At 57.5% G+C, this 12,769-nt stretch carries 13 protein-coding genes and 1 rRNA gene; 7 read left to right on the top strand and 7 right to left on the bottom strand.

Annotated elements, in window-relative coordinates; genetic code table 11:
- Positions 1–136: 136 nt before the first annotated feature.
- The 6 genes from OXF42_02925 to OXF42_02900 all read right to left on the bottom strand — a co-directional run bounded on the left by OXF42_02925 (position 137) and on the right by OXF42_02900 (position 5,097).
- A complete protein-coding gene (locus OXF42_02925; GenBank protein ID MCY4047048.1) occupies positions 137–997 on the bottom strand; it encodes a class I SAM-dependent methyltransferase in 861 nt (286 codons plus the stop codon).
- Between the two features lie 68 nt (positions 998–1,065).
- Complete coding sequence (locus tag OXF42_02920; GenBank protein ID MCY4047047.1) at positions 1,066–1,485, bottom strand: nuclear transport factor 2 family protein; 420 nt, start codon at positions 1,483–1,485, stop codon at positions 1,066–1,068.
- 9 nt (positions 1,486–1,494) lie between these two features.
- Positions 1,495–3,021, bottom strand: a complete 1,527-nt coding sequence (gene rseP, locus OXF42_02915) for an RIP metalloprotease RseP (protein MCY4047046.1) — start codon at positions 3,019–3,021, stop codon at positions 1,495–1,497.
- Positions 3,018–4,166 carry a 1-deoxy-D-xylulose-5-phosphate reductoisomerase gene (gene dxr, locus OXF42_02910; protein MCY4047045.1) on the bottom strand — a complete coding sequence of 383 codons (1,149 nt, stop codon included), beginning with the start codon at positions 4,164–4,166 and terminating at the stop codon, positions 3,018–3,020. The genes rseP and dxr overlap by 4 nt, the downstream gene beginning before the upstream one ends.
- Positions 4,163–4,882, bottom strand: a complete 720-nt coding sequence (gene uppS, locus OXF42_02905; protein MCY4047044.1) for a polyprenyl diphosphate synthase — start codon at positions 4,880–4,882, stop codon at positions 4,163–4,165. The genes dxr and uppS overlap by 4 nt, the downstream gene beginning before the upstream one ends.
- Positions 4,879–5,097 (bottom strand): hypothetical protein, encoded by a 219-nt coding sequence (locus tag OXF42_02900; protein MCY4047043.1) that lies wholly within the window; start codon positions 5,095–5,097, stop codon positions 4,879–4,881. Before OXF42_02900 ends, uppS begins: the two co-directional genes overlap by 4 nt.
- Before the next feature lie 59 nt (positions 5,098–5,156).
- Here OXF42_02900 and OXF42_02895 point away from each other — a divergent pair, with 59 nt between their 5' ends.
- The 6 genes from OXF42_02895 (at position 5,157) to purN (ending at position 9,617) form a co-directional block, all read left to right on the top strand.
- Positions 5,157–5,327 carry a hypothetical protein gene (locus OXF42_02895; GenBank protein MCY4047042.1) on the top strand — a complete coding sequence of 57 codons (171 nt, stop codon included), beginning with the start codon at positions 5,157–5,159 and terminating at the stop codon, positions 5,325–5,327.
- A 90-nt stretch (positions 5,328–5,417) separates the two neighbouring features.
- A complete protein-coding gene (rpsU, locus tag OXF42_02890) occupies positions 5,418–5,603 on the top strand; it encodes a 30S ribosomal protein S21 (GenBank protein MCY4047041.1) in 186 nt (61 codons plus the stop codon).
- 67 nt (positions 5,604–5,670) lie between these two features.
- The gene (gene dnaG / locus OXF42_02885) at positions 5,671–7,416 is read left to right on the top strand and encodes a DNA primase (protein MCY4047040.1); all 1,746 of its coding nucleotides are present in this window, start codon (positions 5,671–5,673) and stop codon (positions 7,414–7,416) included.
- Positions 7,417–7,499: 83 nt separating this feature from the next.
- Positions 7,500–8,843 carry a sigma-70 family RNA polymerase sigma factor gene (locus OXF42_02880; protein MCY4047039.1) on the top strand — a complete coding sequence of 448 codons (1,344 nt, stop codon included), beginning with the start codon at positions 7,500–7,502 and terminating at the stop codon, positions 8,841–8,843.
- A gap of 35 nt (positions 8,844–8,878) precedes the next feature.
- A 5S ribosomal RNA gene (gene rrf / locus OXF42_02875) occupies positions 8,879–8,994 on the top strand.
- Positions 8,991–9,617 (top strand): phosphoribosylglycinamide formyltransferase, encoded by a 627-nt coding sequence (purN, locus tag OXF42_02870; GenBank protein MCY4047038.1) that lies wholly within the window; start codon positions 8,991–8,993, stop codon positions 9,615–9,617. Before rrf ends, purN begins: the two co-directional genes overlap by 4 nt.
- Here purN and aroF read toward each other — a convergent pair.
- Positions 9,610–10,638: a 3-deoxy-7-phosphoheptulonate synthase gene (gene aroF, locus OXF42_02865; GenBank protein MCY4047037.1), complete on the bottom strand. Its 1,029-nt coding sequence runs from the start codon at positions 10,636–10,638 to the stop codon at positions 9,610–9,612. The genes purN and aroF overlap by 8 nt on opposite strands.
- Positions 10,639–10,762: 124 nt before the next feature.
- Here aroF and OXF42_02860 point away from each other — a divergent pair, with 124 nt between their 5' ends.
- Positions 10,763–12,769, top strand: coding sequence for a protein meaA (locus OXF42_02860; protein MCY4047036.1), 2,007 nt, complete (start codon positions 10,763–10,765; stop codon positions 12,767–12,769).

Raw genomic sequence — 12,769 nt, 5'->3', positions numbered from 1 at the left:
TTGAATCCCTCCCGTGGCTTCAATCAATAGGGGTTATTTTGCCAAGTAACCCCCTTTCTTGTCAAGAAAAAATGCCCGAAAATTCCGCATTGCGGGCGGGTGTCTTTATCGTTTGTATCCGGTGTCCGGTTGAAAATCAGACCCGCGCGCAGATGGAAAGCCAGTTTCTGGTAACAAACATTGAACCGTCTTCATTGCGCCCTCCGTGCTCCGCTATGGCGGGCGCAACCGCGTCTCTCATGGCAACGGACGCCTCTTCAACCGGGTAGCCGCCAAGCGCGCCCGCCGCATATTGCTGGAAGGAACTTATGTATTCCCACGCCTCGGCGCTCAGGTTTGCGGCGTATTCCTGCGCCTCCACCAGTTTGAAGCCCGCAAGCGACACAAGTTCCTCATAGTATTCCCTCGGATGAAAATTTGCCGCCTCGGCGCGAACATGCGCTTTTTCCCTTGTGATGCCGCGCTCGCGGAGGCTCTGGACGGCCTTTTTCACCTGCGTTCTGTAAAAGGAAAGGGTCTCCTGAGGACGCGAGCCCTCGTAAAACGCCGTGTTGAAAAACAGCCAGCCGCCGTCCTTCATCCCCTTTCTGATGTTCTCAAGGCTTTCCCTCTGCTCCAGTTCGGAGAGATAGTGTATGCCGTTTCCCCAGATCACAATGTCTATGGACTTTTCCTCTATCTCGGCGTCCTGAACCTTCGCCTTGATAAAACTCATGTTGGCAACCGAGCCGCTCAGTTTTTCCGCCGCCCTTTTGAGCGCCTCGGATGACTGGTCAAGGCACACCACTTCGGAGTATTTGAACTGCTCCGGCAGTTTTGAGACGAACAGCCGCACCATTGTTCCCACTCCGGTGGCGATGTCCATGATTTTGTCCACCCGCTCCGTGCCGCGGTCCACCATTGTGTCAACCCATTGCGCGATTATCTCGCCGTTGACCTCTTTGTATTCACTGGTTTCCGCAAACGGTTCGTATACGTAAGTTTCTTTTTCGCTCATTTGTCCTCCCGCGCCCGCAGGCGCAACGGGCAACTATACACAAACCCGCAACAAATACTAACACCCGCCTACTGAAGATTTGCCGCTTCGGGCTTGTAGCCGGTAACAATGATGGGCGAGGCGTGGTGGATGAGCATCCCCCATTTGCCGCCCTGCTTTTTGAAGATGTTTGTGGACTGCGAGATGTTGAAAGTCTGCGGCTCGCGCTTGATATAAAACATTTCCTGTATGCATGTGAGCCAGGCCATGTCGCCGCTGATCTCAAGGGATATGTCGGACAGTTTGATGTGAACCTGATCTTCGGGGTTGAAGATGCTTTCCCAGCTTTGCATGATGGTTTCCCATTTGCGCATAATAGCCCAGCCCGGATGGACGCAGCCCGCCTTGTCTCCCGTGAGCCAGACGCGCTTCATTGCGTCAAGGTCTCTCTTGCCGAGCGCCTCGTAGAACTCTCTGTTTGATTTGAGGATGTCTTCCCTTTCGCTCATGCCTTAACCTTAACCGGAAGAGCCAAGCAGTTTTCCAATAATCTCCGTTATGTCGCCCCGGAGGAGTTTTGATATGTCGTTGTATGTGGCTAACAGCATAAGCGTTATAAGAAGGGTGAGCCCCGCTTTTGTCGCCCGCTCAATTGCGGAGCGCGGCAGGGGTTTTCCCCTCAGCCCCTCAATGGTGAGCCAGACCACGTGTCCGCCGTCAAGCACGGGGATGGGAAGCAGGTTTATGACCGCCAGATTTACGCTTATTACGGATGCAAACATAAGAAGGGAGGCGATGCCCTCGGCGGCCGCCCCGCCGGACATCTTTGCTATCAGCACCGGTCCCGCAAGAGACTGCCCCGCCTGCCCCAGAGACAGGCCCCCGCTCAGCAGGGAGGCCAGCAGGCCGAACAACGCCGCAATCACGGCAACGGTCATTTCCGCCGCGCGCGTAACTCCCCTTGTTGCGGACTCAAAAACGCCGAACTTTTTGAGCACCGTCCCGCCGGTGTCCATTGTGATTCCAAGCAGCGCGCCGCCCTCCGGAGCGGGAACGGGAACCGCGCGCGTTTGCACCCTTGAGCCGCCGCGAAGCAGGGAAACCTCTATCTCTCTGCCCCCGTTTTCACGGATTACCCGCGCCATATCCTCCCACAGTTTCACCTTGCGCCCCGCCACCGAGACCACCCTGTCTCCCGGCTTTATGCCCGCCGCCTCTGCGGGAGACCCCGGCGCAACCTTCCCCACGATCGTTTCGCGCCTAAGAGCCAGAATTTCCGGGGCAAGTTCCGCCCGCCCGCCCCGGACGGTGTCGCGGCGGCCGTTTTTTCTCAACACCTCCGCCTCCGCGGTTGCGTTTCCGAGAGCGGCGGAAACCTCGTTCCAGGTGGCCGTCTTTTTCCCGTTGACCGACAGAATTCTGTCTCCGGCGCGAATCTCTCCCGCCGTTCTGACCGCCACCGGCTCGGCCTCCGTGTAGGCGGGCGCGTTAACCCCGGACAGAAACGCCAGAGGCAGAAGAACAAACGGCAGGACAAAGTTCATAAGGGGGCCTGCGGTTACGATTGCCATTCTGCGGGCCACACTCTTTTTTGAAAATGAGCGCGGATAGTCGCTCTCGGCGCACACCCGCAAGCCCGCCGCCCCGTCCGCCCGGACGGACAGTTCCTCGCCGTTTCTCTCTATGCCGACCTCCGTTCCCGTTTTAACGGACGGGGCGACATCCGCCCAGGGCGTTTCCGGTTTTAATCGGTTGCCACCGACCGACACTATTCTGTCTCCGCTTTTGAACGGGCTTTTGCCGTCCGCGCTCTCAACGATTAACGCGCCGGTGTCCTCCCCGGCCATCTTCACATAACCGCCCAGCGGAAGAAGGCGCACGCTGTAGCGGGTTTCTCCGCGCACAAAACTCAGCAGCGCGGGGCCGAAGCCCAGAGCGAACGCCTCCACCCTGACCCCGCACCACCGCGCGACCAGAAAATGACCGAGTTCATGGATGAATACCAGAAGCCCTATGGTGAAAAGAAACGCCGCCGCCGTGCTCATTGTTGCAGTTCCGAGGCGACCGACCGCGCTTGTTCCGCGGCGCGCCGCGCCGCTTCCTCCACAACCTCCAGCCCGTCCGCCGGGCGCGGTTTGTGGGCGCGTGTTACCGCGGCGGCCACCTCAACTATGTCGGTGAATTTTATACGGTTTTCAAGAAAAAGCCGCACCGCCTCCTCATTGGCGGCGCTCATGGCGGCGGGCGCGGTTCCGCCCGCCCTCAGGGCTTCAAACCCCAGCGCGAGCGCGGCGGTTTTGCCGGTGTCCGCCTCCTCAAAAGACAGGCCGCCCATGCGCTCCGGCGTAACGGCGGGAGAGCCGAGAGGCAAACGTTCGGGAAAGGAAAGGGCGTAGGCGATGGGCACGCGCATATCCGGCTCGCTCATCTGGCATACGGAAGAGCCGTCTTCAAACTCCACGATTGAGTGAACCACGCTTTGCGGATGTATCCAGACCGAGATTTTTTCGGGCGGGACGTCAAACAGCCACCGCGCCTCTATTATTTCAAACGCCTTGTTCATCATGGTTGCGCTGTCCACGGTTATTTTATCTCCCATTTCCCATGTGGGGTGGCGCAACGCGTCTTGCGGCGTAACGCCGCGCAACCGCTCTTCGCTGAAATTCCGGAACGGCCCGCCCGAAGCTGTGATGACGATTCGCCGCGCCGCCCCTCCCGCCCGCAGGGACTGAAACACCGCGCTGTGCTCGCTGTCAACCGGCGCTATCTCCGCTCCGCTCCGCTTGGCCTCGTCCATTATGAGCCCGCCCGCCGCCACGACCGCCTCCTTGTTTGCAAGCGCGACCCTCTTGCCCGCCCTCACCGCGGCAAGGGTGGGGGCGAGCCCCGCGCCGCCGACTATCGCGCAAAGCGCCGTGTCCGATTCATCGCGGGCGATTTCAAGCAGCCCCTCCCTCCCGGACAGAACGCGCGTTTTCCCGCCTGCGGCGGCCTCCACCTCGCGCGCCTGCTCCTCTGTTCCCACGCACACGGCGGAGGGGGAGAATTTTTTCATCTGCTCCGTGAGCAGTTTGGTGTTTGAACCGGCGGACAGGGAGGTTACTTTGAACCGGTCGGGAAACCTTTCTATTACTTCAAGCGCCTGCCTCCCGACAGACCCGGTTGAGCCGAGTATGGAGACCGCCTTCAACGCGCCCCTCCCCGCCGGGGCTTTGTGAGGCCGAATCTCCTTTCGCGCCGCATGAAGGTTTCCACCGCCTTTACGAAGTGGCGTTTTCTGAAATCAGGCCAGAGCGTTTTTGTAACGTAGATTTCCGTGTAGGCGGACTGCCAGAGGAAGAAATTTGAAAGCCGCATCTCCCCGCCCGTCCTGATGAGCAGGTCGGGTTCGGGCAGCCCGGCGGTGTGAAGCCGCCTTTCCACCGTCTTTTCCGTAATCCTCTCCGGGCGTATGCCCTCCGCCGCTATTTTCCGTACGGCGTCCACTATCTCTTCCCTCGCTCCGTAACTGAGGGCGAGGGTGAGGGTGGATTTTTTCCCCTTCCGGGTTTTTTTGACCGCTTTTTCAAGGGCGTTCCGCGTGTTGCGGGGAAGGCGGTCAAGCCGCCCTATGGGGTTGAGCCGCACGCCGTTTTTGACCAGATTTTCCGTTTCACGCTCAAGATACTCGCCCAGCAAATCCATAAGCCCCGCCACTTCGCCTTCGGGCCTGCCCCAGTTCTGTATGGAAAACGCATAAAGGCTCAAGTGCCGGACGCCCATCTCTCTCGCCGCCTTTACGGTTGCCGCCACGGACTTCATTCCCGCGATGTGGCCGACCACCCTTTTCATTCCCCTTTCGCGCGCCCACCTTCCGTTGCCGTCCATTATCACGGCGACATGGCGCGGTATCGCGCCGTTTTTCATGTTTCCCCTTCAATAAAGGGGCGCACTATGGAAACCGCCACCCATGCCACGCCCACAAGGCACATAAGAACCACCAGCGCGAGGGGGTAGAGAAGGGCGGTTGCGCAGTAAGCGCCCAGCCGCACCGCCGGGCTCGCGCCCGACAGCATGTCCGGTATTGTGTTTGAAAGGACGTTTAGATAGTTTAGGGTTACTTCTCTGATGAGGTCCGCCATTTGCCTGTAATCTATATGCTCCCGGCTTTTGACACAAACCGCCCCTCTCCGGAGGCGGCATGGGACTGATAAGAAATGTCCGCGACAAGTCCGACCCGTGGGGGGCGCGGCTTGAGAAGCAGAGAAAAACCCGCCACCCGGACGCAAAAAGCGGGCCTGAGAATGAGGGCGAAATTCTCCGCAGACGGCGGATGTTCGGAAAGGTGTTTTCACCAAAACCCTTAAAATAAAATTATTTTCGTTGACATAATCGCCGTTTGCCTTTACGATTGGGCGATTATGACTGGTTCACCATACGGGTTTGAAGGAGAGAACCGCTGATGCCGGGGATAACGGTCGGTTCAAGCGAGACCATAGACAGCGCTCTCAAACGTTTCAAGAAACAGGTTGAGAGGGCGGGCGTTGTTTCCGAAGTTCGCAAGAGAGAGTTCTACGAAAAACCCAGCCAGAAGCGGAAGAGAAAGGTTCTGGCGGCCATTAAGCGCATGAGGAAGTCAAGGCGATGAGTCGCTTTCAGTTGTTTCTGAGGTATTGCGTCTGCGGCGGGGCAAACTCCCGCGCTTGTGGTGAATTATGGCAACGGTCTCCGCACAGGAACTGAAAAGCAGGGTCAGCATAGCCGAGATTATTAACGGCTATGTGGCTTTGAAAAAAGCGGGCGCGTCCTACAAGGGTCTCTGCCCGTTCCATGATGACAAAAACCCGTCTCTTCACGTTGATGATGACAAGGGGATGTTTTACTGCTTCAGTTGCAAGGCGGGCGGCGATGTGTTCGCGTTTTTACAACGCATAAACGGCGGCACTTTTCCGGAGGCGCTCCGCGAGGTCGCGGAAAAGGCGGGGGTTTCGGTGGAGGCGTTTTCCTCTTCGGAGAACAAGGGCGCGGAAGAGATTTTGAACATGAACAGAGCGGTGTGCGGATTTTTCAGGCGGTCGCTCTCCTCCGGTTCGGCGGAGAGCGGCGCGGCTTCCTCCTACCTGCGCGGCAGGGGTGTAACGCCGGAAATGGAAGAGAATTTTTCCGTAGGATACGCGCCGTCCGCGCCGTCCGCCCTGCCGGACTTTATCGGAAAGCAGGGGTTCTCAATGAAACGCGCCGCAGAGGCGGGCCTTGTCGCCTCCAATGAGAGGGGCTATTACGGAAAGTTTCGCGGACGGCTGATGTTTCCCATATTCAGCCCGGACGGGAAAGTAATCGGTTTCGGGGGGCGGATATTGAATCCGGAGGCGAGCCCCGCGAAGTATCTCAACTCCGCCGAGTCCGCCGTTTATAAAAAAAGGCGTTCGCTCTACGGGCTTCACAAAACCCGGCAGGAGATAAGAAAGAGCGGCGTGTGCGTGCTTGTTGAGGGATATATGGACCTTCTGTCCGTGTATGAGGCGGGTGTAAAGAACACAGCCGCCTCGCTTGGAACTTCCCTCACAAGGGAGCAGGTCGGCGTTATCAGGAGATACGCGGACGATGTTGTCATCCTTTACGACGGCGACAGGGCGGGGATAGACGCGTCTTTTACGGCGGGAGAGGTTTTTATGTCGCACGGGATTGTTCCGCGCATAGCGCGTGTTCCCGGCGGGCTTGACCCCGACCGGTTTGCCCGTGAAAAGGGCTCCGCCGCGCTGAAGGCTCTTATAGAAGCCGCGCCTCCGCTTACCGGGGTTTTGATGGATGACATTTCCGCCGCTTTAAGCAAAAAGAAAATATCACAGGCCGCCGCCGCGCGAAGGCTTATGGCGGTTGTTCCCGCGCTCGGCAACTCGCCGGAAACGGGCCCTTATGTGACGGAGGTTTCCCGGAGATTCGGATTCAGGGAGAACGACCTGTATTCAACCGTTAAGTCAATGACCGCCCGCTCAAGGCCGTCCGTAACTGCCGCCTCAAAAGAGGAAAGCCCCGTTCAGAAAGTCAGCGCCGCCGAGATGATGCTGCTCAGAATATCTCTGAAGTTTCCCCGGACGGCGGAGTTTCTTTCCGGGGAAGAGGTGTCAAAACTCATACCGGACGGCGAAGTGAAGACTGTTATTTCGTCCATGAGCGCGTCTGGCGTTGCGGCGTCTCCCGGCGCGGGCGGCGCGTTGCTTTCTCATGCCCACTTCACGCTTGACGAGATAGATTATATGGACGAGAGCAATGTGCGCGCCGAGATAGAGAAGTGTCTTGTGAGGCTGAAACTGGACGCCATAGGGCGTGAACTTGAAACCATTAGGGAAGAGTTGAGGGTATCTGAGTCCGGCGGAGGCGCGGACGGCACAGACCTTATGCAACGTTACAAAGAACTGCTTGATGAAAAGCAGAGAATAAATTCGGAGGAGTTGCAGTAGCCACAAAAACGAAAATTGCGGGCGCGCGGTGGGACGAAAGCCACCTCTACGACGCCGAGGCGGCGGAGGGGTCTCCCGCCCTTGTGCTCAACGGCTCTTTTGAAAAAGACCCGATGCGCACCTATCTTCAGGACATCGCGACCCACCCGCTGCTCACAAAAGAACAGGAGATAGAGGTGGCAAAGGCCCTTGAAGTCTCAAAGGAAAAGGTTGCCGCGGCTGTTCTCGGTTCGGATTTTATTGTCCGCGAGTTCTGCAGGGCAGGGAAAGATGATGGCCCGGATGACGGCAAGACCCCTTCAAACAACCGCTACTATGCGATGCTACAGGTTTTTCTTGAGTGCGTGGAACGTTTGACGGAAATTCGCGGTCAGATTAAGAAAATCAAAGAGTCCGGCGGAACTTTGCGCGAGATTTCGCGCAAAAAGTCGCGCGTCAAAAAGAAAGCGATTGACACCCTGAAAAAAATGAACCGCCAGCACAACCCGCTGTTCAAGCAGTGCATGGAATCCGCCCTTGAGTCCACGGACGCGCTCGCGCGCGACTTTGAGAAAACCTCCTCCGCCCTCCGTACCCTGCGTTCGGTCAAGCAGAAGGACGAACTGAAAAAGCATTTGACAAAACTCCGCAGACTGTGCTCCCCGCAGAAAGAGGACGAAATTGCGGGATGCCTCTCCGACTTGCGCTCATCGTGCGATGAGGTTGCCCTCAACAGAAAGAAACTGGTTGAAGCCAACCTGCGCCTTGTGGTGAGCATAGCGCGCAAATACAAAAACCGCGGCCTGCCCATACTTGACCTGATTCAGGAGGGCAACATAGGGCTCAGGCACTCGGTTGACATGTTTGAATACCGCAGAGGCAACAAATTCTCCACACACGCGAGTTGGTGGATAATGCAGGCCATAACCCGCGCGATTGCCGAGCAGTCAAGGGTGATCAAACTGCCGGTTCACATGGTTGAGAATGTGAGCAAGATATACAAAACCAGACAGTCTTTATTCCAGAAGATGAGCAAGAAACCGTCAATGGAGGAACTTGCCGCGCAACTTGAGCAGACGCCGAAAGATGTTTCAAGGACTCTCAGATTTGCGGAAGGCACGCTTTCACTTGATGCTCCCCTCGGCAACGAGGAAGGCACGGTGCTTGACTTTGTTGAAGACAAGGGGCGCGGCGTGCTGTCATCGGAGATAGTGGAGGAGAATGAGCTGACCACGCTTGTGCGCAACGCTCTGAAGGTTCTCAAGCCCAAAGAGCAGAAGGTTATCAAAATGCGTTTCGGTATCGGGGAAAAGAAGGAATACACGCTTGAGGAAATCGGAAAGCATCTGGGGATTACAAAGGAAAGAGTCCGGCAGATAGAAGTCAAGTCTCTGACCAAACTCAAGAAAAACAGCAGAAAATCCCAAATTCGCCTTTATGCGGATTGACAGACCCCGCTTGTATGCTAAAATGCCTCCCGAATCTGGGTGGCTATGCCAGAGGGGAAACACCCGGCTCCATTCCGAACCCGGAAGTTAAGTCCTCGTGGGCCGATGATACTGCTCCCTTCGGGAGTGGGAAAGTAGGTTGCCGCCTTGGTTCTTTCAAAAATTAAGTTGATGGCCCCCGTTTTCAAGGTTTCCGTTTTTGTTTCCGGCGGGGGCAGCAACTTTCAGGCAATTATGGACGCCGCAATTGAAGGTGTCCGCATTGTTTCCGTCATTTGCGACAGACCCGGCGCCCGCGCCATTGACAGGGCGAAAGCGGCCGGAGTTCCCGTTGAAACGGTTGACCGCTCGCTGTATGAATCGCGCGGTGATTTTGAGGCCGAAATTCTGGCGCGGCTCGCCCCCCGCGACCCAGACCTGATAGTCCTTGCGGGGTTTATGAGGGTTCTTTCGCCGGAATTTGTGAAAAGATTTGAGGGCAGGATAGTCAACATTCATCCGTCCCTGCTGCCCGATTTCCGTGGAATGAACGCCGTCCGGCAAGCCCTTGCCGCCGGGGTTGCCGAGGCCGGTTGCACAATTCACTTCGTGGACGAGGGGCTGGACACGGGGCCCGTTATCACCGCCGCCCGCGTTGCCGTGGAGCCGGGGGACACGGAGCAGACTCTGTCGGAAAAGATTCACGAACTGGAGCACAGAATATACCCCGAAGTGATAGGGAAACTGGCGCGGGGGGAGATACGGCTTGAAGGCGGGAAGGTTAAGGTCAGCTGACCGTCATCGTCCGCCCGACCGCTTCCGCCACGAGGGCGGCTCTTTTTATCAGGTCTTCAAACTTTTTCGGTTTCAGAGACTGTCCGCCGTCGCTGAAAGCCTTTTCCGGCTCATTGTGAACTTCCACTATAAGCCCGTCCGCCCCGGCGGCCACCGCCGCCAGCGCCATGGGCGTTACATAATTCCAGTAGCCCGTTCCGTGGCTGGGGTCGGCTATGACCGGCAGGTGGGTCTTCTCCTTGAGAACGGGTATTGCGTTAAGGTCAAACGTGTTTCTGGTGGCGGTTTCAAAAGTCCGGATTCCGCGCTCGCACAGTATCACCCGGCTGTTGCCTTCGGACAGTATGTATTCGGCGCACATGAGGAACTCGTTGATGGTGGTTGAGAGCCCCCGCTTGAGCAGCACCGGTTTGTTTGACTTGCCCAGCGCCTTGAGAAGCGAGTAGTTTTGCGAGTTTCTCGCCCCCACCTGCAGCAGGTCGGCATACTCGTCAAGCTTTTCCAGATCGCCGATGTCCATAATCTCCGTTACCAGAAGAAGCCCCGTTTCCTTTTTTGCCTCAAGCATGAGGTCAAGCCCCTCTTTGCCGAGGCCCTGAAACGAATAGGGCGATGTGCGCGGCTTATACGCGCCGCCGCGCAGCATGGTCGCGCCGGATTTTTTGACGGCGCGCGCTATTGTCATTATCTGGTCTCTGCTTTCAACGGAGCACGGGCCCGCCATGACGGCTATTTCCCGTCCGCCGACAACGGTGTCTCCAATACGCACCTGGGAGGTTTTGTCCTCCACCTCTCTGCTTGCCAGTTTGTAGGGCTGGAGGATGGGAACGACTTTTTCAACCCCGCTCAACTGGGCAAGGCTTTCCAGAGGAGCGGTATTGTCCCGGTCATCGCCGACAACGCCGATAACAGTGCGAAGCACGCCTTCTATGGGATGGGCTTTGTAGCCGAGGTCGTTTATGGCGGACATTACCCTCTCAATGTCTTTCGGCTCCGCCGTGCTTTTCATTACCACTATCATTTTAAGATTTTCACCCCCGTCCGGTTTGGGGCAGATACTATACCACAACCCGCGCGCGGCGGCGCGTTTCTTGACTTGCCGCCCGGCGGACTTACAATTAACCCGTTGGAGGCTTTGTGAGCGGATGCCGTCTCTTAAAAATGGAAAAAGTTCCGGGCCGGTGGTCGGTAAAGACCGCCCGTGGATAATGCGCACCTACGCCGGTCACTCAACGGCGAAGGCGTCCAACGAACTTTACAGAAAGAACCTTGAAAAAGGGCAGACCGGCCTCAGCGTGGCTTTTGACCTGCCCACTCAGACGGGATACGACAGCGACAGCCCCCTTGCCGAAGGCGAAGTGGGCAAAGTGGGCGTCCCCGTTTGCCACATTGAGGACATGGAGGCGCTTTTTGAGGGCATTCCGCTTGACCGGATGAACACGTCTATGACTATTAACGCCACTGCGGCGTGGCTGCTTGCGCTTTATATTGCCGTCGCCGAAAAGCGCGGCATCGCCCCCGCCTCGCTTGCGGGGACGACCCAGAACGACATAATCAAGGAATACCTGTCCCGCGGGACATACATCTTTCCCCCCGCGGACTCCATGCGGCTCATCTCCGACATGGTGGCACACTGCTATGCGGAAGCGCCGAAGTGGAATCCGATAAATATATGCAGTTACCACCTTCAGGAAGCGGGAGCCACTCCGGTTCAGGAGATTGCCTACACAATGGCGAACGCCACCGCCGTTCTTGACGCCGTGAAGGCGAGCGGGGTCGTTTCCGAAGCCGATTTCCCCGGCGTGGTGGGGAGAATATCGTTTTTTGTGAACGCGGGCATACGGTTTGTTGAAGAGATGTGCAAGATGCGCGCAATGGCCGAGATATGGGACGGCCTCACAAAAAAACGTTACGGCGTCAAAGACGAAAAACTGCGAAGATTCAGATACGGTGTTCAGGTCAACTCTCTCGGCCTGACCGCCGACCAGCCCGAAAACAATGTGGCGCGCATCATACTGCAAATGCTTGATGTAACGCTTTCAAAAAACGCGAGGGCGCGCGCCATACAACTGCCCGCCTGGAACGAGGCGCTCGGGCTTCCGCGTCCGTGGGACCAGCAGTGGTCTCTGCGGTTTCAGCAGATACTCGCCCATGAGACGGACATTCTTGAGTATCCCGACATATTTGACGGCTCAAAGGTGGTGGGCGCAAAGGTGAGGGAACTCAAAAAAGAGGCGCTTGCCGAGGCTCGCAAGATAGAGCGCATGGGCGGGGCGCTGGGCGCGATTGACTACATGAAGGAGAGCCTTGTGGCTTCAAACGCCGGGCGGATGGCCAGGGTTGAGTCGGGCGAAATAATGCGGGTGGGCGTGAACTGCCACACCGAAACCGAACCGTCTCCGCTCACCGGCTCGCTTGAGGCATCCATACACAAGGTTGATCCCGCCCTTGTCCGGGAGCAGTCCCGGCGGCTTGCCGCGTTCAGGAAAAAAAGGAATTCAAAAAAGGTGAAAAGCGCTTTGCGGGCGCTTGCGGAGGCCGCCGCAAGCGGCAAAAACATCATGCCGCCGTCCGTTGAGTGCGCGCGCGCGGGGGTTACCACGGGCGAATGGGCGGACACGCTCAGGGAGCGGTTCGGCGAATACAGAGCCCCCACCGGCGCAAACGTGAGCCTGCCCGGCGGAAAACCGCGAGACGAGGAACTGCGCGCCAGAAAGGACATCAGGCGAATTAAAGAGTCCCTGGGCCGCCCGCCGAAAATACTGATCGGCAAGCCCGGCCTTGACGGGCATTCCAACGGCGCAGAGCAAATCGCCGTCAGGGCGAGGGACATGGGAATGGAGGTTCTGTATCAGGGAATACGCCTCACGCCCGAACAGATAGTCAGCGCGGCGGAGCAGGAAAATGTTGACCTGATAGGGCTCAGCATTCTCTCAGGCTCTCACAACACGGTTGTTCCGCGCATTATGAAGATGCTGAAACGCAAGGAAATGACGGATATTCCCGTTATCGCGGGCGGCATCATACCGGACGAGGATGTGAGAAAACTGGTGCGGAGCGGCGTCCGGAAGGTTTACACACCGAAAGACTTCTCTCTCACGCGCATAGTGGGAGACATGGCGGGCCTTGTCCTTGAGGGGTGCGCCTCCTGA

Source organism: Candidatus Dadabacteria bacterium (assembly GCA_026708565.1).
Taxonomy (GTDB): Bacteria; Desulfobacterota_D; UBA1144; order Nemesobacterales; family Mycalebacteriaceae; genus Mycalebacterium.
This window is presented reverse-complemented; position numbering and strand designations above follow the sequence as displayed.

Coding starts and splice junctions, on each gene's coding strand:
- uppS (MCY4047044.1), bottom strand. CDS start 4,882: ATGAAAAACGGCGCGATACCGCGCCATGTCGCCGTGATAATGGACGGC.
- rpsU (MCY4047041.1), top strand. CDS start 5,418: ATGCCGGGGATAACGGTCGGTTCAAGCGAGACCATAGACAGCGCTCTC.
- rseP (MCY4047046.1), bottom strand. CDS start 3,021: ATGAGCACGGCGGCGGCGTTTCTTTTCACCATAGGGCTTCTGGTATTC.
- OXF42_02900 (MCY4047043.1), bottom strand. CDS start 5,097: ATGGCGGACCTCATCAGAGAAGTAACCCTAAACTATCTAAACGTCCTT.
- OXF42_02860 (MCY4047036.1), top strand. CDS start 10,763: ATGCCGTCTCTTAAAAATGGAAAAAGTTCCGGGCCGGTGGTCGGTAAA.
- dnaG (MCY4047040.1), top strand. CDS start 5,671: ATGGCAACGGTCTCCGCACAGGAACTGAAAAGCAGGGTCAGCATAGCC.
- OXF42_02925 (MCY4047048.1), bottom strand. CDS start 997: ATGAGCGAAAAAGAAACTTACGTATACGAACCGTTTGCGGAAACCAGT.
- aroF (MCY4047037.1), bottom strand. CDS start 10,638: ATGATAGTGGTAATGAAAAGCACGGCGGAGCCGAAAGACATTGAGAGG.
- OXF42_02920 (MCY4047047.1), bottom strand. CDS start 1,485: ATGAGCGAAAGGGAAGACATCCTCAAATCAAACAGAGAGTTCTACGAG.
- OXF42_02895 (MCY4047042.1), top strand. CDS start 5,157: ATGGGACTGATAAGAAATGTCCGCGACAAGTCCGACCCGTGGGGGGCG.